The sequence below is a fragment of the Bifidobacterium sp. ESL1130 genome, assembly GCF_058507935.1.
Window position 1 is genome coordinate 1,365,061 of the sequence record NZ_CP196379.1, and the last position, 19,053, is coordinate 1,384,113.

14 protein-coding genes are annotated in these 19,053 nt (G+C 59.9%); 4 read left to right on the forward strand and 10 right to left on the reverse strand.

Going from position 1 to position 19,053, the window contains the following annotated elements; all coding sequences use genetic code 11:
• Position 1: 1 nt before the first annotated feature.
• Complete coding sequence (locus ACSYSO_RS05340) at positions 2-2,353, forward strand: energy-coupling factor transporter ATPase (RefSeq protein WP_491701655.1); 2,352 nt, start codon at positions 2-4, stop codon at positions 2,351-2,353.
• Here the strand turns inward: ACSYSO_RS05340 and ACSYSO_RS05345 are convergent, their stop codons facing one another.
• The 6 genes from ACSYSO_RS05345 to ACSYSO_RS05370 form a co-directional block, all read right to left on the reverse strand.
• Positions 2,354-2,554 (reverse strand): hypothetical protein, encoded by a 201-nt coding sequence (locus ACSYSO_RS05345; protein WP_489760882.1) that lies wholly within the window; start codon positions 2,552-2,554, stop codon positions 2,354-2,356.
• Positions 2,555-2,609: 55 nt separating this feature from the next.
• On the reverse strand, positions 2,610-4,307 hold the full coding sequence (locus ACSYSO_RS05350) for an NAD+ synthase (protein WP_489760883.1): 1,698 nt from the start codon (positions 4,305-4,307) through the stop codon (positions 2,610-2,612).
• Positions 4,308-4,314: 7 nt separating this feature from the next.
• A complete protein-coding gene (locus ACSYSO_RS05355; RefSeq protein WP_491702071.1) occupies positions 4,315-5,517 on the reverse strand; it encodes a M20 metallopeptidase family protein in 1,203 nt (400 codons plus the stop codon).
• Positions 5,518-5,689: 172 nt separating this feature from the next.
• Complete coding sequence (locus tag ACSYSO_RS05360; protein ID WP_489760915.1) at positions 5,690-6,295, reverse strand: methionine ABC transporter permease; 606 nt, start codon at positions 6,293-6,295, stop codon at positions 5,690-5,692.
• A gap of 149 nt (positions 6,296-6,444) precedes the next feature.
• Positions 6,445-7,659, reverse strand: a complete 1,215-nt coding sequence (locus ACSYSO_RS05365; RefSeq protein WP_489760884.1) for a methionine ABC transporter ATP-binding protein — start codon at positions 7,657-7,659, stop codon at positions 6,445-6,447.
• A gap of 77 nt (positions 7,660-7,736) precedes the next feature.
• A complete protein-coding gene (locus tag ACSYSO_RS05370) occupies positions 7,737-8,726 on the reverse strand; it encodes a MetQ/NlpA family ABC transporter substrate-binding protein (RefSeq protein ID WP_489760885.1) in 990 nt (329 codons plus the stop codon).
• 248 nt (positions 8,727-8,974) lie between these two features.
• On the opposite strand from ACSYSO_RS05370, the gene ACSYSO_RS05375 reads away from it, so the two are divergent.
• On the forward strand, positions 8,975-9,511 hold the full coding sequence (locus ACSYSO_RS05375; protein ID WP_489760886.1) for a peptidylprolyl isomerase: 537 nt from the start codon (positions 8,975-8,977) through the stop codon (positions 9,509-9,511).
• Positions 9,512-9,688: 177 nt separating this feature from the next.
• Here the strand turns inward: ACSYSO_RS05375 and ACSYSO_RS05380 are convergent, their stop codons facing one another.
• The 3 genes from ACSYSO_RS05380 to ACSYSO_RS05390 form a co-directional block, all read right to left on the reverse strand.
• Positions 9,689-12,034 (reverse strand): RelA/SpoT family protein, encoded by a 2,346-nt coding sequence (locus ACSYSO_RS05380; RefSeq protein ID WP_489760916.1) that lies wholly within the window; start codon positions 12,032-12,034, stop codon positions 9,689-9,691.
• 98 nt (positions 12,035-12,132) lie between these two features.
• Entirely contained in the window at positions 12,133-12,609 is a 477-nt protein-coding gene (gene dut / locus ACSYSO_RS05385; RefSeq protein WP_489760887.1) for a dUTP diphosphatase, read from the reverse strand.
• The gene (locus ACSYSO_RS05390) at positions 12,609-12,902 is read right to left on the reverse strand and encodes a DUF4193 domain-containing protein (protein WP_489760917.1); all 294 of its coding nucleotides are present in this window, start codon (positions 12,900-12,902) and stop codon (positions 12,609-12,611) included. The genes dut and ACSYSO_RS05390 overlap by 1 nt, the downstream gene beginning before the upstream one ends.
• Positions 12,903-13,072: 170 nt before the next feature.
• On the opposite strand from ACSYSO_RS05390, the gene sepH reads away from it, so the two are divergent.
• Positions 13,073-14,437: a septation protein SepH gene (gene sepH / locus ACSYSO_RS05395; RefSeq protein WP_489760888.1), complete on the forward strand. Its 1,365-nt coding sequence runs from the start codon at positions 13,073-13,075 to the stop codon at positions 14,435-14,437.
• Between the two features lie 68 nt (positions 14,438-14,505).
• Here sepH and ACSYSO_RS05400 read toward each other — a convergent pair whose 3' ends face one another.
• Positions 14,506-15,738, reverse strand: a complete 1,233-nt coding sequence (locus ACSYSO_RS05400; protein WP_489760889.1) for an alkaline phosphatase family protein — start codon at positions 15,736-15,738, stop codon at positions 14,506-14,508.
• A gap of 132 nt (positions 15,739-15,870) precedes the next feature.
• Here ACSYSO_RS05400 and ACSYSO_RS05405 point away from each other — a divergent pair, with 132 nt between their 5' ends.
• On the forward strand, positions 15,871-18,540 hold the full coding sequence (locus ACSYSO_RS05405; protein WP_489760890.1) for a DNA gyrase/topoisomerase IV subunit A: 2,670 nt from the start codon (positions 15,871-15,873) through the stop codon (positions 18,538-18,540).
• The last annotated feature ends 513 nt before the right edge of the window (positions 18,541-19,053 follow it).

The window sequence follows — 19,053 nt, forward strand, 5'->3', positions numbered from 1 at the left end:
CGTGGCGATCTCGCAATGCAGCACCCTCTCGGCTGAGCCGCTCGTACGCATGCGCGACGTACGGTTCAGCCACAACGGCGGCCAGACCTGGGTATTGGACGGTATCGACCTGAGCATTACTCCGGGCGAACGACTGTGCATCATCGGTCCCAATGGTGCCGGAAAATCCACGCTCGTCCGTCTCATCGCTGGTCTGTCGGCTCCCGACGAGGGAGAAATCACCCTACTCGGCCATCAGGTCTTCCACGAGAGCACCCCGGACGCCGACCAATACCGTGCGGCACGCCGCGACATCGGCGTCGTCTTCCAAAATCCTGCCGACCAGCTCATTACTACAGTAACTGCTGATGACACCGCTTTTGGGCCGGAGAACCTGAACATGCCGCGCACTACCATCGGCACACGCGTGGACGAGTCATTGCGCGCCGTGGAAATGAGCGATTTCAGGGCCGCCGATCCCACCAGACTGTCCGGCGGCCAGCAACAGCGCGTGACGATGGCCGGAGCCTTGGCCATGTCTCCCCGTCTGCTGGTGCTTGACGAACCCACCGCCATGCTTGACGAAGAGGCACAAGCCGATGTGCTGCATATCCTGGAGCGCTTGCACGACAACGGCACCACCATCGTCCACGTCACCCATAAACCCGCTGAATTGCAGGGTGCCGACCGCGTGCTTGAACTACGTGACGGGCTGTTGCACGATGTGACAGCCTCGAGCGCGACCGCGATGGACGGCGTAGGCGATGCCGGCACAGTGTGTACCGATGCCGAAACGGACTTGACCACTGCACCAACGGCCGCATCCAGCGCCGGCTTAGATGCCGCTGCCGGCAATGACCCCGTCATCAGTGTGGAACATGTCAGCATGCGATACCCCAATGCCCAACGTGATGCCTTGCATGACGTGACGATGCACATCGATGCCGGAGAGATCATTGCCATCATGGGCCGCAACGGTACCGGGAAAACCACACTGACACGCGTGTTGACGGCGCTTTCCGCACCTGACACCGGTACGGTGCGCGTAGCAGGATTGGATATGCGTCATCTCAGCCGCGCTGACAAGCGCACGCTGCGCCGCACCGTCGGATTGGTCATGCAACAGCCGGAACGCCAGCTGTTCGCAGACACCGTGCTTCAGGATGTCGCCTATGGGCCGAGAAACCAGGGGCTGACACAGGAGGATGCCGAACGCCAAGCGCAGGAAGCACTGGACATGCTGGGCATGGGAGCGTTGACAGACCGTTCGCCCTTTGCCTTGTCCGGCGGCCAGCAGCGGCTCGTCGCCATAGCGGGCATCATTGCCTGCCACCCGCGCATACTCATCATGGACGAACCGAGCGCAGGGTTGGACAGTACCGCAGCGGCACGGATCGACCAGCTCATCTTGTCCTTACATGCACAAGGCGTCACCGTTGTGCTCATCACCCATGCCAAGGAGCAGGCGGCTCGTTTGGGGGCTCGTATCGTCAAGCTGCATGGGGAGCGAGAGCCTGAGGCACAACCGGCTTCAACACGCCATGCCGCACCGCGACACGAATCCGCATCGGCGCCAAACGCAGCCGCATCCCATCGCTCGTTCATCGCTTCACTCGATCCGCGTGTCAAGCTGGTGTTGTTCCTGGTGTTGCTGTTCACCGGGTTCACTGTGGCCACGCCCGCCCAACTGCTGCTCTCAACGGCGGCCGTGGCTGCCATCATCGGTGCGGCACGCATCAACCCGTTGAAGCTCCTGGGTTCTCTCAAACTGTTTCTCGGCATGTTCGCCATTCTCGGCATTGTCAACATGTTCTTTGTGCAAGGCGGCCGCACCTTCTTCTCTTGGGGACCACTGGCGATCACGGAGGCCGGTCTTGCCGATGCGGTGCTCTACTCATGCCGCTTGGCATTGGTGGTGATCATCGGGGCGGTATTGTTGCGCACCACCACACCAACCGAACTGACGGACGGTTTTGCGTCCTTGCTTTCCCCTCTCTCACATTGGGGCTTGCATACCCAGGAGATTGCTCTGGTCATGAGTCTGGCCTTGCGTTTTCTGCCCACCCTTGCCCAAGAGGCACGTTCCATCGTCGATGCGCAGTCGGCGCGTGGAGGCAGCATCGAAACCGGCACTCCGGCCAAACGCATCAGAGCATTGGCAGCCATCATCGTGCCGGTGTTCACAGGCGCGTTGCGTCATTCCGACAACCTTTCGCTCGCGCTCGATGCGCGTTGCTACGAGGCGGGCATGCCACGCACCCGGTGGCATGAGATGAAGACAGGCAGACGTGACTGGGTGTTTGGCATATGCTGTGCGCTGTATGTGTGCGCCTTGTTGGTTCTGGGACGCGGCGCGGCCATCATGTGGACCTGATCAAGCCTGCCAAGCGTTCCAGCGCTTATCCTGCTCATCCCACGTCAGGTTGCGCTCTTGGGCTATGTTCCATGCGTCAAGTGCATCCTTGCGGGTGCGGTAGGGCCCGCTACGCTGGTTGGCCGGTGAAAGTTTGCCAAGCTCCGGCTCACCGGTCACTGTGTTGAAATACCACTCTTCTTGGTGTTCCTTGCTGTTCATATCGTTACGATCCTTTCGCTGCCATGGTCGATTCTGCCTTGCATGATTTGTGCGACTACTCGCGGAACGCGTTGGTGATGGGCAGCCTGCGGTCGCGTCCGAATGCGAGCGCCGTGACCTTCGGCCCCAACGGGTATTGACGGCGTTTCCATTCGGCCCGGTCCACCAGCCGCATCACCGTGTCGACCGTCTCTTCATCGAATCCGTCGGCCAGCAGGTCGGCCCTCCCGTGGGCTTTTTCGATATAGGCGGCGAGCACCTGATCAAGCAGATCGTATTGCGGCAGAGAATCGGAGTCTTTCTGCCCGGGGCGCAACTCCGCGCTCGGCGCTTTGTCGATGCTGTTCACCGGAATCATCACACCGCCGTCAAGTGGCGTTCCGGCTCCACCATGTTCGTTGCCGACCATATGCAGGCCACCGATCCCCATGCCGGAGGCTGCGGCCTTGTTGCGCCATCGGGACAGATCCCATACGCGCGTTTTCAGCAGGTCTTTGATGGGCGCGTACCCTCCCACGGCATCCCCGTAGATGGTGGAGTAGCCGCATGCCAGCTCGGATTTGTTGCCGGTGGCGAGCGCCAGAAGGTTCTGACCGTTCGAGTAGGCCATCACGATGACTCCGCGGATGCGTGCCTGCAGGTTCTCCTTCGCCACGCCTTCCAATTCCAGCTGGTTCTGGAAGGCGGTGAACAGCGGCTCAATGGGCTGGATCTCGTAGTGCGCTCCGAGATTGCGAGCCAGATCCGCCGCGTCGTCTTTCGACCCGTCGGAGGAGTACATGCTGGGCATGGAAATGCCCCATACGTGCTCGCCGCCCACTGCGTCGGCCGCCATGGCCGCCACCAGTGCCGAATCGATGCCGCCCGACAGGCCGAGCACCACTCCGGTGAACCCGTTCTTGGCCATATAGTCCTTCAGCCCGAGCACACAGGCGGTGTAGACCTCCTCGTCTCTGCATGGCCAGGACGCCACCTGCCCCGGAGTCTGATGAGCGGTTGAAGAGTCGAAGTCAAAGATGCCGAGATGTTCCATGAACATCGGCGAGCGTTCAAGCAGCGTCCCGTCGGCGTCCACCACGAAGCTTCCGCCGTCAAAGATGAGATCGTCTTGGCCTCCCACCTGATTGACGTAGATGAGCGGTGCTCCGACCTCGCCGGCACGCCGGGCGGCCAGATCGAGACGCGTGTGCGTTTTGCCTTCCTCGTAGGGGGAACCGTTGATGGTCAGCAGCACGTCGATGTTGCGGCCGGCCAACTCGGCCACCGGCCCGCCGTCCTGCCAGATGTCTTCGCAGATGGCCACGCCCACACGCACGCCGTCGATGTCGAGCACGACCGACCGTTCTCCTGCCGCGAAAATGCGGAACTCGTCGAACACACCGTAGTTGGGCAGGAAATGCTTGTCATATCCGGCCCATACCACACCGTCGTGCAGCACTACGAGACGATTGGTGGGTTTCGTGCCCGTTGCGGACGTGCCAACCGTGCCGACAACCACGTACAGCGCACCCAAGCCTTCGCGTTTGAGGGTTTGCGCCAACTGATTCGCTTTGTTCCATGCGGCCGTGCGGAACGTGGCGCGCAGAGCGAGGTCTTCAATGGGATACCCGGTGAGCGTCATCTCAGGGAACGCCACTACTTGGGCTCCTTGAGAAGCGGCAGCGCGTGCGAATTGAAGCACGGTGCCGGCGTTGCCTTCAAGGTTGCCTACGGCGGTGTCGATTTGAGCGATGGCGAAACGAAGTTGAGTCATGTCCCCATCATATTTCATCCTCGCAACCGGTGCGACGCGGGACGTCAGCGCATGCGCGTCGCTCTTCGATGGCCTGCGCCACGTCGAGTGCCGCATTGACATAGAACTCGGCGGTGGGTTTGATGGCTTCGTCGAGCGCCACAAAGCCGGGACTGTGCACACCATGGTGCCCCGGCCCGCCGTTGGAACCGATGGAAGCGAACACCAGCGGAGCCAGACCTTGGTAGTTGCAGAAGTCTTCACCACCCATTGAGGGGATGATCGGTACGAGTTGCGCGTAGTCGGGAACCCGTTCCATCACCTTGCCGGCCAAGTATTCGTCACTGACCAACGGGAACGCCACAACATTCCACTCCACGTCCGCCGTGATACCATACGCTTGCGCCGTCGACTCAACGATGGTACGGAAGCGCCGCTCCATGGACTCCCCATCGTCCTGGTGGAAATAACGCACTGTCCCCAAGAATCCCGCCTCTTGCGGAATAACATTCCACATTTCTCCCCCTCGCACGGAGGTAACCGAAAGAACCGCCGGGTTGAACGGCGGAATGTTGCGACTCACGATGGTCTGCAACGACAGGATCATGGAGGCGAGCGCCTCAATGGGGCCTGTACCGTGATCAGGGTGCGCGCCATGCGCCCCTTGGGCGTGCAACGTCACGTCGAATTTTACGCAGCCCGCCATCATGGGTTGGTTACCCACGGCAATCTGCCCCGGTTTCATCTCGGGATTGTTGTGCGTGCCTATTACGGCATCCACGCTGCCCAACGCTCCGCACTCCACCACCAATCGCGCCCCTTGCGCGTTCTCTTCCGCAGGCTGGAACAGGATGACGATCGACCCGTGAATGAGTTCCGGCCGCTGGGCAAGCCAGAAAGCGGCCGCCAGAAGACCTGACATGTGGATGTCATGCCCGCAGGCGTGCATGCAACCGGTGTTGCGGGACGCGAACTCCAACCCGCTGTGCTCTTCGATAGGCAGCGCGTCGATGTCGGCACGCAGGGCGATGCGCGGCCCTGGACGCTCCCCATGAATCTCCGCCACCAACCCGGTCTGCAAATCAGTGTCGAGTACGTTGATGCCGTGATTTTCGAGCTGTTCTCGCAGGAATTGTGTGGTCCAATGCTCGTGCAGACTCATCTCCGGGTGCTCGTGCAACCGGTGCCTGACGGCGACGATGTCGTCATCGATGGTGAGATGCTCGCTCATGATACCACTCACTTCCGTTGATGCCGTTGTTCTGATGCGCAGAACCCGGCCAAACCTGTTTTCGGGTACGATGCCGCCTGTCGGCGTGGCCATAAAACCACTATAGGCGAGATGCACCGCCGTGGGGTGTACCTGTCCACGTATCGGATATGCCGTCATACCACCCCACGCGTTATTGACGGCGTCGGAATATGTGCTTGGCCAGTGCATTGGCGATGGCTTGCACCACTTGCACGAGCACGATCATGATGATGACCGCCATCCACGTGGCAGACGCATCGTATTTCTGGTAGCCGTAGGAGATGGCGAAGTTTCCCAGCCCGCCGCCGCCGATATAGCCGGCCATCGCCGACATGTCCAGAATGGAGATGAACAGGAATGCATAGGCCAGGATGAGCGGGCCGAGTGCCTCTGGAATGAGCACGGTGCGGATGATGGTGAACGAGGAGGCGCCCATGGCACGTGCCGCCTCGATCACTCCCGGGTCCACACTCACCAGATTCTGCTCCACGAGCCGCGAGGTGGCGAACGTGGCCATCAATGCCATAGGGAAGATTGCCGCAGTAGTGCCGATCGAGGTACCTACCACCTTGACCGTCAGCGGCTGCACCGCGGCAAGAAAGATGATGAACGGGATGGGACGCACGATGTTGACGATCACGTCGAGCACCCGGTAGACCACGGCGTTCTCAAACAGGTTGCCCGGGCGTGTGCCGTAGAGCACCACACCGAGCACCAGTCCGAGCAGGCCGCCGACAACCAACGTGACCAACACCATTTCCAGGGTCTGGCCGATGGACTGCAACAGCAACGGTTTGAGCACATCCCAGCTTTGGTTCGCCGCCAACACCACCGTTGCGCGTGTGCCCCTTCCAACGGCAACAGACTGTGCCGTTGCAAAACCGGCGTCCACCCAATTCGTTGCACTCATCGCACACCTCCCTGTTCGTCTTCACTGATTGCGGTTTCACTCAATGCACTGCGCACATCGCTATCGGTGCTCACAGGCGGCACTGTCAACGATGCTGGATTGAGCACACGAGCCACGGCCTGCTGATATTGCACAGGATTGGCCGCCGTGCCGAAGTCGTAGACGTCACTGCCCCGGCTCAACGCTTCGAGGAACCGGTTCACCGTCATCTCGTCCCCACTCAACTCGTAGGTCATCGCTCCGATGGCAGAGCCGTCCACGGTATCGATGCCGCCGTAGAGCATGCTGGTGGATACGCCGAATTTTGCGATGAGATCGGATATGTCCTGCCCGGAGGCCGGGGACAGCAGTTCGTCGCCGTCCATCACATCGCGCTGACGAATCTTGATGGTGACGATGCGCCCCGGCCACTGTGCACGCATGGTCTCCAAACGTGCCGGCTCGGGCAGTCCGGAGACTGCGGTGGCAGTGAAACGTTTGGTGACCGCCTGATCAGGCAGGGCAAACACGTTGTAGGCGGCCCCTGTTTCCACGACTCTGCCCTGACTCATCACCGCCACACGGCTGGCTATCTGCTTGACCACGCTCATCTGGTGGGTAATGGTCACCACGGTGATTCCCAACTGCTCGTTGGCCTGGCGCAACAAATCCAGCACTTCCGCCGTGGTCTGGGGGTCGAGTGCGCTCGTCGCCTCATCGGCAAGCAGAATCTTGGGGTTGGTGGCCAAGGCCCGGGCTATGCCCACACGCTGCTTCTGCCCGCCGGAAAGCTTGGCCGGGTACCGGTCGGCGTAGTCGCTAAGACCTACGAACCGGAGCAGCTGCTGCACGCGTCGCTCCTGATAATCCTTGCGCCAGTGGTCAAGTTCCAGCGGATACACAATGTTCTGCGCCACCGTTCGGTTGGCAAACAGATTGAACTGTTGGAAAATCATGCCGATTTTCTGCCGCATCGCCCGCAGCTGAGCGCCTTTGAGCCCGTTCAGGTCCTCCCCCAGCACGGTAACCGTACCCGAGGTGGGCCGCTCAAGTGCGTTGATCATGCGCACCAGCGTGGATTTGCCGGCACCCGAATAACCGATGATGCCGAATATCTCCCCCTGCTCGATGCTCAGCGAGACATCGTCCACGGCACGAACCGGTTTACGATTGGAGCCGTCACTCTGGTATTCCTTGACCACGTGGTCGAAGACAATGGCTGGATCTGTCATATGCGTTCCTCATTCCTCAAATTGTCATCTTGCCGTCGCTGTTGGTTGACCCACGTCAGTATCGGGCCAGCCGTCACTTACTCCCCGGCACTTTTGGCTTCCCTCTCGATGTCTTTGAGATAGCCCTGAAGCTGATCTGCGGTGTACTGGCCTGCAAGCACGGCAGTCCCCTTCGACTTGGCGGCCACCCCGTCCATGACACGTTTACGGTGGAAAATCTCCACCAGTTTCGTGTATGTGGGGTTCTTGACATCGTCACTGCGCACCACGAACACGTTGATGTATGGTCTGGCCTCGGGGCCATCGGGATCGTCGGTGGCGATGGCGTCGGTGGGCTTGAGCCCGGCATCGGCCACAAAATCATTGTTGATAACGCCGGCATAGACCTTCGGATCGTTAAGGAATGTAGGCACTTGCGCCCCTTTGACCGGCATCACTTTCACTCTGGAAGCATCTTGGTCGATGTCCGCGGGAGTTGTGAACGGCGTCCAAGGGTGCTTCAGTTCGATGAGATGCTGAGATTTAAGCACACTCAGCGCCCTTGCCTGATTGCTTTCATCGTCCGGGATAGGCACTTGGGATCCCTGCGGAATCTCATCGACGCTGCGTACTTTGGTGGAGTACATGCCCAGCGGATAGACCGCCACCGCGCCGATGGGCTGAAGCTGCTTATGGTTCTTCACGTTGTAGTTAGCCAGATACAACAAATGCTGGTATTCGTTCATATCCATCTTGCCCGAGTCCACCGCCGGATTGTTGGACGTGTAATCCTGGAAATCAACCAGATCCACGTAGATGCCTTCCTTCTGGCTCTCGTCCTTGAAGGCCACCCATTCCGGGCTCGTCACGCCCACCACGCCGATCGTCACCGGATTTGCTTTGGAACCTTTGGGGGCTCGAGCCTTGAGCGCATCGACGGTGCGCGGTCCAAGCCCGACGACAAGGGCCACCAGTACCACCAGAACCACCGCAATCACCACGTTGCGCTTGATGTGATACACCCGCACCGGTTCTTCAAATTCAAGCGAACCCGAGAACGGTTCTCCATCTGGTTGTTCGTCGCTCATCGCGTTCCTTTCATGGGATCATCCGGTCGGACCCTCACGCCGCACCTCACGTGCCGACGTTCCTGACCTTCCACCGATATGCGGGCCGAACCGCACCCGTTGCAGCCAGCGTACAGAATCATGCACGCCGACACGGCACTATCGGCCAAATTACGTATCACCGTTGCTTATAACCGGCTACATCCCCGACGCCTGCATTGCCCGCAAACGGCCCGACACCGTCCCTAATCCGTGCGAGAATGAGGCTCATGACTACAGTTATCATGCACACATCCGAAGGCGACATCACACTCGACCTATTCGACGACAAGACACCCGAAACCGTGAAGAACTTCCTGGGCCTGGCAACCGGCGAGAAGGAATGGACGAACCCCGCCACCGGCGAGAAGTCCCACGACAAGTTCTATGACGGTCTCACGTTCCACCGCATCATCAAAGACTTCATGATTCAGGGCGGCTGCCCCTTGGGCAACGGCACCGGCGGCCCCGGCTACGATTTCGACGACGAGATCGTGCCCGAGCTCAAGTTCGACGAACCGTACAAACTGGCCATGGCAAACGCCGGCGTGCGCCGTGGCGCCGACGGCAAGATGCACGGCACCAACGGTTCCCAGTTCTTCATCACCACCGTGCCCACCCCTTGGCTCGACGGCCATCACACCATCTTCGGCGAAGTGGCCGATGACGAATCCCGCGCCGTGGTCGACAAGCTCGAGGCTGTGGACACCGACCGCAGCGATATGCCGCTGGAACCGGCCGGCATCATCTCCATCGAAGTGAAGTAAGCTCAGCGGCATAACTGCCGTGAGGCCTGAATCCGCAACAGTGAAGGGGCGGTCGGAAACAATTCCGGCCGCCCCTTTGCCATACCCAATCATCGTGATGCCCGGCACCCCTAACCAGTGCGAAGTCTGCCACAGACCCGTACCAGGGGCACCGCCGCCCCACTTATCGGTCGCTGGCTATGAGCGCTGGTTACGCGCAATCTTGCGTATCTTGGCCTCGCGTGAGTCTTTGGAACCGGTAAGACGATATACGTCGAACACACCTTCCACCTTACGCACCGCAGACAGCAATGTGGTCATGTGCTGCGGATCGGCCATCTCAAACGAGAACTGGCCGACGGCCACACGATCCGAGCCAGTGGCGATCGAAGCGCTGGAAATGTTGACGCCGTGATCGGAGAGCACCTGCGTGATGTCCGAAAGCAAGTGCGCCCTATCGAGCGCTTCCACCTGAATCTTGACCATGAACAGACCCTTGGCACTGGTCCATGCCACCTCGATAACCCGTTCAGGCTGATGCTTCTGCAAGTCAAGCATGTTCAAGCAGTCGGCACGATGCACGGAAACACCGTCATTGCGCGTGATGAAACCGACGATCTTGTCTCCCGGCACCGGGGTGCAACAACGCGCCAACTTGACCCACACATCGCCCACACCTTTGACGGAGACTCCCAGCGATTCGCTCTTTTTACTCCCTCGGTCGGCATGGGTAAGCGGCAGTCCGCTCTGTTCCACGTCGTCTTCCACCTCGTCGCTGCCGGCATCCTTCACCAGATGCGCAATGACGTTCTGTGTGGACACCTGTCCCTCACCGATGGCCGCGAACACCGCATCGGCACTGTCAAGACTCAGCTCATCGGCCAGCCCGACCAATGCGCTCGTCGTCAGCAGCGTGTTGACCGGCAGGTTGCGTTTGCGCAATGCCCGCGTCAGCTCGTCCTTGCCTTCGTCGATGGCTTCGCTGCGCCTCTCCTTGCTGAACCATTGCCGAATCTTGTTACGCGCCTTCGGACTTTTCACAAAACTCAGCCAATCACGCGACGGGCCTGCCGTCTCGGACTTCGACGTCAACATCTCAACGGTGTCGCCCGATTCCAGCACCGTGTCCAGCGGCACCAGCCGGCCGTTGACCCTGGCTCCCATCGCACGATGACCGACTTCGGTATGGACCGCATAGGCAAAATCGATGGGCGTAGCGTTCGCAGGAAGCGAAATAATTTTGCCTTTGGGCGTGAACACATACACTTCGGAGGAACCGAGATCCTCCTTGAGGGATCCCAGGAACTCGTCGGAATCAGGGGTCTCACTGGTCCAGTCGGCCAGCTGCTGAATCCATTTGAGATTGTCGGCTTCGCTGAGTTCCGAGCTATCGGCACTCTCACGCTTTCGATCATCCTTGTCCGGCACGCTCAAATGCCGACCGGCCTGCCCATTCTCCTTGTACTTCCAGTGCGCGGCGATACCGAACTCGGAACGACGATGCATGTCCCATGTGCGAATCTGAATCTCGACCGGCTTGCCCCCAGGCCCCACCACGGTGGTGTGCAAGCTCTGGTACATGTTGAGCTTGGGCATGGCGATGTAATCCTTGAACCGCCCCGGCACCGGACTCCAGCGTGCGTGCACTGCACCGAGCGCCGCATAACAGTCCTGAATGGTGTCCACGATGATGCGCACGCCGACAAGATCGTAGATGTTGGCGAAATCATGACCTCGCACAATCATCTTTTGATAGATGGAGAAATAATCCTTTGGCCGTCCCGTCACCGTCGCCTTGACATGCTGAGCGGACAGGTCGGCGTTGATCTCAGCCAGAATCTGCTTCAGGTACACGTCTCGTTGCCCTGCCCTGCGAGACACCAGCACCACGATTTCGTTGTATATCTTGGGATAGAGCACTTTAAAGCTCAATTCCTCAAGTTCGGTCTTGATGGTGTTGATACCCAGTCTGTTGGCAAGAGGGGCGTATACATCGAGCGTTTCACGCGCTTTGCGTTGAGCGTTCTCCGGTTTGACGTAACGCCATGTACGCGCATTGTGCACACGGTCGGCGAGCTTGACGACCAGCACACGCACGTCCCGGCTCATGGCAACCACCATCTTGCGGATGGTCTCGGCTTGGGCCGAGTCACCGTACTCCATATTGGTCAGCTTGGTGACACCGTCCACCAGACCCGTCACCGTGTCCCCGAACTCGGCGCGGCATTGCTCCAGCGTGTAATCGGTGTCTTCCACGGTGTCATGCAACAGCCCTGCGGCCACCACAGCCGGCCCCATGCCCAAATCAGCCAGAATCTGCGCCACGGCAAGGGGGTGAATGATGTAGGGTTCTCCGGAACGACGCCGTTGATTGCGGTGCTGGTACACAGCTCTGCGGTATGCCTGCTCGAGAATGTCCAAGTCGGCGTCCGGGTAGTGCTGTGCACATACGGAAGCTATGGGCAGCAACGGATCCAGCGGGTCCGCGCTCACTTCACAGCCCAGCATCTTCGCCGAATATTGTTCCTCGTCGCGGCCCGCCATATCCGCTCCCCTCGTTGTATTACCTGCCATCATACTTGAGCGGTCCAACCGATTGGGCCACAGCTCGGCGAGTCACCTGCCAGCGCCACACTGACACTTCAGACTTGCGAAGCCACACCGGTGGAACCGAACCCTCGGTCTGCCCTGTCAGAGCCCGGCAGCGCTTGTGCCGGCACAAAACGTGCTTCGACATAGCGCTGGATCACCAGCTGGGCGATGCGGTCTCCGGCATGGAAGACCGCCGTATGTTCAGGATCGAGGTTGATGAGCGGAACCTTGATTTCCCCACGGTACCCGGCATCAATGGTTCCAGGAGCGTTGAGCACCGTCACCCCCTGCTTGACGGCAAGGCCGGAACGCGGGTGCACCAGCCCCACATAGCCTGCGGGAAGAGCAAGAGAAACGCCGGTGGGCACCAGCGCCCGCTCAAACGGCTTGAGTTCCACATCCTCGGTGGTGATCAAATCCGCACCTGCATCCCCGGCATGCGCATAACGCAGACCAAGGTGCTCAACAGAGCCCAAGGTGAGCACCTCAACGGTTTCCGGCTCGTTGTATGCCTCGTCGAATGCCATTATGCGGCACACTCCTGGCACACCGGCTGCCCGTTCTCATCGGCGTAGGCGAGTTGGCTGCGGTGCTTCACCAAGAAGCACTGCGAGCAGATGAACTCGTCGCCCTGCATCGGAATGACGGTGACCGAAGAGTCCTCGTGACTTAAATCGGCGCCAGGCAGTTCGTAATCCTCGGCGATGGCGTTCTCATCGTCGTCGATATCGCTGTTGTTGTTCTGCTCGCTTTTGCCGAGAGCCTGCAGCGACTCCTCGTCTTCGTCTTTGTTACGGGGAGAATCGTAGTCCTGAGCCATGCCCGGTCCTTTCATCTTGGCGTTCCGTCGGCATCGGCGCGGCGGAGCGTTTACGGTTTATGGGCTACAGGATACACGATTTGCGCGCAACGTAAAATACGACACGTGGGGCACAATAGAGAAAGCAGATGATAGATTGGGCTAGAGAAGCTCTAGGAAAGTGGTGGTATATGCCGGGCAGTGAAGCGGTTGAAGCTCAGTTCGACCATGTTGACGACGCCGGAAATCTGGTGTTTCATGCGGACGGCGCAACCTTCAGGGTGCAGGTGAGCGACACGCTGGAGCGTGCCGTGCTCGAAGCCCGTCAGCTGTATTCCGAGGCCGCGCAGACCGCCCCCGTGCATGAAACGTCGACTCTGCCCATCTCCAGGATTCAGGCACAGATTCGTGAAGGTGTGGATGCGCAGAAAGTGGCGGAACAGTACGGATTGAGCGAGGCTCTGGTGCGCCGCTTCACGTCATCGGTGCAAACCGAGAAACAGTACGCCATCGAGCAGTTCCTCACCGTTCCGGCGCCTAAAGGCAGCCGTGTGCACACCATCGGGGACTTGATTGACCTGACGCTCACCGCCGCGCATGTAAGCGAAAACGAGGTAACATGGAGCGCGACACGCCGAAGCCGCGAGCCGTGGAAGGTGAGCGCGCAATTCAAGACCGAGCGGAACCGCATCACGGCCGAATGGTCTTGGAACATGCGAGACAACTCGGTATCATGCCTGAACACAGCTGCACGGATCTTGCTGGGAGAAAGCGTCAACGAGCCGGTGGACAGCGGCGTGGTGAGTATCGACACCATCGCAGGGGCAGGCAGGACATCTGCGGGCGGCACCGTGACGCAGGATCGCATCGGCAGCACTCTGCCTTCATGGCAGCAGCCACAGAGCCAGCCAGCCGCTTCACTGCAGACCGGTGAGGATGGGAACGACACGCCAGAGAACATATCAGGATATCCGGCGTTTGTTCCTGTAGCGCAGATGCAGCAATTCCAGATTCAACAGATGCTCGCGCAGCAGCTGCAACCTGAGCAAATGCCCACCCAGCCAATTCCGCAGTCGTTCCCCATCGCCGCTCCGCAAGTCCAGGTAGCGGGAACCGACGTTGAAACAGAGCCGGAAGCAGCGTCAGCGTATTCCAGTGAGGCAGAGCAGCTCTCCCCTGATGTTGCTGATATTGCCGCTGGCCAAGAAAGTACAAGTACAGTTCCCGATGACGCACCAGCCTTGGCACCCGCTGATGTTTCACCAAGCGCCGTCTCCACGCAGACCGACTGGCAGCCCCTCGGCTCCGAGACGGACGACTCGATACCATTCGTGCAACCACAATCCACTGCGCAACCTGCTGTGCCTGTTTCCGAGCCGGTCATCCCCTCCGCTGTCGGTGAAACCGCGGTGGCAACTGACGGTGCTGAAAACGCCCAGGTGGAACCGGTTACCGTCGAGACGGAAACCATAGCGAGCACCTCGGTGCATCGCAGCAAGGGAAAGTCGGGCCGTTCCGCCATGCCCAGCTGGGACGAGATTCTTTTCGGCGACTGATTGCTGTTCCAGAGGTTACGCTTCGCTTTGCATAGCCTTCCCCTGCCTGCCCATCAATATCCTTCTGCTTAATCGATAAGGTCGATGAGCAGGGGGATATCCGCTTCCATGGCCGACATCGAACCGTGCACACCTGCGAGGTGCATGGCGTTCTCGCTCTGTGTACGGGAGTCCACGATGGTGGTACGTCCCAGTGCAGAAACGACAATGTCGCCAATCATGGGCTCCACTCGAGCACTGACCGGACCAAACAGTCCTTCCTTCACCGCTTCGGCGCGCGTGCGCACCTGCGCCTGCCCATGCAATGATTCGCGCCACCGCTGAGCCACTTCATCTACGTCGGCTTCGGGCTTGACATAGAGCATCGCGGCTCGGGCTTCTCCTCCGACGAGTGCCACATCGCGCCGTAAGTCACTTCGTGCGGCAACGTCGATGATGCACGAAGGGTCAGGGGTGATCATACCGTGGTCGGCAGTGATGACGATAAGGGTGCCTTCAGGCGCGCTGCGACCTAGCAGTCCCAGCTGCGCATCCACCGATTCGAGAGCCGCTGCCCAAGACTCTCCCTCCCATCCATCATGATGCCCCGTCTTATCCACGTCACGCAGGTAGAAGTAGGTCAAGCCCGGTTTTCTGGCAGCTCGGCAGGCTGCCGCAACGCGGGCGTTTGGCGTGCCTCCGCTCACGTAGTCCGCTCCTCGCAGCGCGGCGCGAGTAAGCGGCGAATCGGCAAATTGACGCAGTCCGGCGCTGGTGGCACGCACTCCCTGTTCGCGCAAACGTTCGAATATGGTAGGTTCGCGCTGCAGGTCGAGTGGATCTGGCGCACCGTCGAATTGGATAAGCTGAGCCAAGGCACCGGTGCCAGGGTTGCGCTGGGTGTACCCGGTCATGCCGGTAAGTCCCGGGGCGGTGCCGGTGCCGAAGGCAGCCAACGCAGCCACCGTGGTGCTCGGAAACGTCGAGGCGATGGGGCGTGCATTCTCGGCACGCTTCATCAGCGAGCGCAGATATGGTGCGTGGCCTATGCGCATGTTCAGGTTCCAATATCCCAGCCCGTCCACCAGCACCACAATGGCGGAACGAACTTTCGGCAACCCGAGCGTGGCGCATAATGCCTCGGGGTCGCTGTGCACACGCGTAGACGTCGGAGATCCGATGGCAGCGCTGAGAGCGGGCAAGAGCGCTGATAGATGTCTTGCCCCTCCGCGCGCCCGATGGACGGCATCCCCATATTGCGCTATTGGCACGGGTTGCAGCAGATCTTGTTCGTCAGGTATGGCAATGCTCACGCGTCTCATTGAATCACCGTGCGCAGAAAAGTTCCGCATACAGGTCTCATCTCCCCCGCGTCATGCCAAGTCAATCAGGCAATGCACGGTTCGGGCTATTATATAAAGTCGGTAAGGTCGTCAAGAGGGAGTTCACAGGGTATGGCTCAACGCCGCAAAACCGTCAAGCCGGGCTTCGACCCACGCACGGTCAAGGAAAACATCGTCGAGACGCCGCTTAATCAAGAGATGAGCACGTCGTTCCTCGAATACGCCTATTCAGTGATTTATGCGCGCGCCCTCCCCGACGCCCGAGACGGCATGAAGCCTGTACAGCGGCGCATCATCTATCAGATGGGTCAGATGAATCTGACGCCGGATAAGGCGTATATGAAGTCCGCACGCGCTGTGGGCGAAGTGATGGGTAAGCTCCACCCTCACGGCGATTCGTCGATCTACGAGGCCATGGTCAGACTGGCGCAACCCTTTGCCATGCGTCTGCCGTTGGTGGACGGGCACGGCAACTTCGGTTCGCTCGACGACGGTCCGGCAGCTTCCCGATACACCGAAGCGAGGCTCGCTCCGGCCGCTTTGGGCATGAATGCCGACATCGCCGAGGATACCGTCGATTTCTCTCCAAACTACGACAACAAGCTCAAAGAGCCTGACGTGCTGCCTGCGGCTATTCCGAACCTGCTCGTCAACGGCGCTTCGGGCATCGCCGTGGGCATGGCCACGAACATGGCCACCCACAACGTGGGTGAGGTGGTGAATGCCGCCAAATATCTGATGTCCCATCCCGACGCTTCACTCGACGACCTCATGCGCTTCGTTCCCGGACCGGACTGGCCCGGTGGTGGCATCATCATCGGTCGCGATGGCATCCGCGAAGCCTATGAAACCGGCCGCGGCACGCTCACCACCCGTTCGGCTACGCATGTGGAGAACGTAACCGCCCGCAAAAAGGCCATCATCGTCACCGAACTGCCGTTCATGGTGGGCCCGGAACGAGTGCTCGAACGCATCTCCGCCGGGGTGAAAAGCCATAAGATCGAAGGTGTCTCAGGTGCCATCGACCTGACAGACCGGCACAACGGCACCCGCATCGTCATCGAAATCAAAACAGGGTTCGATCCCGCCTCCGTGCTGGCTCAGCTGTTCAAAGCCACGCCGTTGGAAGACAACTTCACCATGAACAACGTGGCGCTCGTGCACGGACGCCCGCACACCATGGGCTTGAAGGAGATGCTTGAGGTGTGGGTGGAGCACCGCCGCACCGTGGTGCACCGCCGCAGCGAATTCAGGCTGCGCAAGGCCCAAGAGCGCCTGCACCTGGTGGAAGGCATGCTGCTGGCCATGGTCGATATCGACGAGGTCATCCAGGTGATTCGCACTTCGGACGATGCCGAAGCTGCGAAAAACAGACTCATGTCCGTGTTTGACCTAGACGATATTCAAGCGCAGTACATTCTCGATTTAAGGCTGCGCAGGCTGACCAAAATGAGCCGTATCGAGCTGGAAGGCGAACGCGACGAACTCAACGCGCGTATCGCCGAGCTCAACGACATTCTCTCCTCCCCGGCCAAGCTCGACGCCGTCATCGTCTCGGAGATGGACGAAGCGGCCGCCAAGTTCGGCGACCCCAGGCGCACGGTGCTACTTGACCAGGCCGAGGACGGTACGCTCACCCCGGTGCACGCCGAAGGTTCCGATGTTTCAGGTGTGCAGAGCGAAGCCATGCAGGCCATCCAGGCGGTTCAGATCGTCTCCTCTGCCGAGGCCGGTGTGGCTCAGGCCGCTGCCGCACGCAGGGCAGGCAACGACGAAGACGCCGTACAGGCCCTGCAACTTGACGATTCGCCCTGCACCGTGCTGCTCAGCGCGTCAGGCCTCATCGCACGCGGCGAGGTCAGTACGCTCGACCAGTGGCAGACGCGCACCACCGCAGATCAACGCGGACCCAATGATCAAATCGTCTCCCTATTCGAGACCACGACCCAGGCACGGTACGCGCTCATCACTTCGGCCGGCCGGCTCGTACTCGCCAATGTGGCCGATCTCCCCTCACTTGCCGTCTCAGGCGCGGCGACACCGACAGATGTGTCTCTGGGCGTGGCTGCAAAGGATCTTCTCGGCGGCACCGAGAACACCGATCCGGTGCCCGGTGAGACCGTGGTTGCGGCCGTGCCGGCTTTGAGCGATGTCCCCCTTGCCATCGGTACGCGCCGGGGCACGGTGAAACGCTGGAACCGAGAATCGCCCAGCACCATGGACTCGTGGAACGTCATCGAGCTTAAGGACGGCGACAGCGTCGTCTTTGCCGCTCCCGCCAAAGACGACGACCGTATCGTCTTCGTCTCCTCGGACTCATCTCTGCTCACCTACGCCGCCGCTGAGGTCCGCCCTCAAGGACGTACTTCAGCGGGAATGAACGGTATTCGCCTGGCTGAAGGTTGCACGGTGATGACGTTCAACGTCGTACCGGCCGGCAAGGTGTCCTGGACCTACGACGAAGGCGAAAACGGGCTATATTCAGCTTCCGGCGCCGTGCTGCTCACCGTGGCCGGCGACTCTGCGGCATTGCCGGGCACCGAGAACGGCGCAGCCAAGGTCACCCCCATCGAGATGTACCCCACCAAGGGGCGCGGCACCGGAGGCGTGCGCTCGCAACGCTTCCTCAAAGGCCAGGATGGGCTGACACTTGCTGTGGTGGGCACTTACCCGCTGCGCGCCAGCACACCCGAAGGTGCCCCAGTGGAGCTGCCCAAGCCGGACATGCGCAGAGATGCGTCCGGAGTGGAGCTAGACGCGCCCATCGAGTTCGTGGCGTAGCGACTCTGTGGCGACAGCGGTACAGGTCACCTGAGCCGCTCAGCCTTGTCCGTGTTCGCCACCAACTAAGGCAAAATGGGTAGGGTCTCCTCCCCTCCAACTCAGTCGGGTACGTTTCGTTCAAAATCTGCCCCATAATTGACTGAAACGTACCTATAAGTAGCATGCTCATGTGTGCATTCTCATTCAGTAGGGACGAATTCGAATTCAACTCTCACCGTCCCAAAACCAAAACGGTGCCATTTCGCTAATCTTCAATGCAGGCATACCTTCATATTTGCTATTTCGTCCCTACTAAACGCATCAACATCATAATGAGTTCGTTCCGTGAGTACTTTTTCATGAACTGCACGATTACTATCGCACCAAGAACGTTGATATTCCGCCAATCTCCAAAACCGACACAACCACACCTCCTACAAAAAGTACTCACGGAATGCTCCGTCATTGACGCTTATCTCAGAACCTAGTATGCAGGGAATATGCATAGTGTTGTCTGATGCGGTAGGTAGT